General features: G+C 67.7%; 1 protein-coding gene. It reads left to right on the top strand.

Features of this window, described 5'->3' with window-relative positions:
• The first annotated feature begins 57 nt into the window (after positions 1-57).
• Positions 58-1,263 (top strand): IS30 family transposase, encoded by a 1,206-nt coding sequence (locus AB0B35_RS42130; protein ID WP_361057529.1) that lies wholly within the window; start codon positions 58-60, stop codon positions 1,261-1,263.
• Positions 1,264-1,296: the final 33 nt, after the last annotated feature.

Below are 1,296 nucleotides of genomic sequence, written 5' to 3'. Positions count from 1 at the left end.
CTTGGGTTCTAGGCGTCGTTGCAACACCTGATCATTTCAGGGGTTGCAGTGTTCGAGATCCGCGCCGGCCGGGTTCCGCAGGGCCGTAAGAAACTGCACGCTGAGCGTGAGGCGTACCTGTCTCTCGTTGCTCAGGGTGTGGGCACGAGCGAGGCCTGTCGGGCCGTGGGAGTCAACCGCGCCACCGGTTACCGGTGGCGGCATGGCAGAACCCTGAACGACAACGGCGGGCAGCAGACCACACGGCGGTCTGCTGCCCGCCGTGGCGTGTCCGCCCGGTACCTGTCGATCGATGAGCGGATCACCCTTGCCGACCTGCTGCGCGAAGGAGCCAGCCTGCGGACGATCGCCGCGGCGATGGGACGCAGCCCGTCGACGCTGAGCCGCGAAGTCGCCCGCAACAGCCACCCCGAAACCGGCTACCGGCCACATGCCGCCCACGACCGGGCCGAGCAACGCCGACCACGACCCAAGACCGGCAAAATCGAAGCCAGCCCCGTGCTGCGGGCCCTGATCGAGGCCATGCTCGAGCATAAGTGCAGCCCCGAGCAGATCAGTCGGCGGCTACGCCGCGACTTTCCCGACCGAGACGAGCTGCACGTGACCCACGAAACGATCTACCAGGCGCTCTACGTCCAAGGCCGGGGCGCGCTGCGCCGGGAGCTGACCGCCGCGCTACGCACCGGCCGCGCCATACGCCGCCCGCACCGCCGGCCCGACCAGCGCCAGTCACGCTTCACCACCCCCATGGTCATGGTCAGCGACCGGCCCGCCGAGGCCGACGACCGGGCCGTACCCGGACATTGGGAAGGCGACCTGGTCATCGGCAAGGACAACGGCTCGGCGATCGGCACCCTCGTCGAACGCACCACCCGCTACGTCCTGCTGGTCCACCTGCCCGCCGGCCGCACCGCCGCCCACGTCCGAGACGGGCTCCTGGCCACCATCGCAACCCTGCCCACCCACCTCAAACGGTCCCTGACCTGGGACCAAGGCGCCGAGATGGCGCTACACCACGAATTCGCCACCGCCGCCGACATGCCCGTCTACTTCTGCGAACCCCACTCACCCTGGCAGCGAGGCTCCAACGAGAACACCAACGGCCTGCTACGCCAGTACTTCCCCAAAGGAACAGACCTGTCCACACACAGCGCCGAACACCTCGCCGCCGTCGCCGCCGAACTCAACTCACGCCCACGCAAAACGCTCGGCTGGGACACCCCAGCCGAGCGTTTCACCAAACTGCTCAACACCACCAACTAACCAGCAGTGTTGCAACGACCACTGGAATCCACC

Source organism: Catellatospora sp. NPDC049133, assembly GCF_040648455.1.
In the GTDB taxonomy this organism is placed as follows: Bacteria; Actinomycetota; Actinomycetes; order Mycobacteriales; family Micromonosporaceae; genus Catellatospora; species Catellatospora aurea.
The sequence above is the reverse complement of the archived record's forward strand: the minus strand, read 5'-3'. Positions and strand labels throughout refer to the sequence as shown.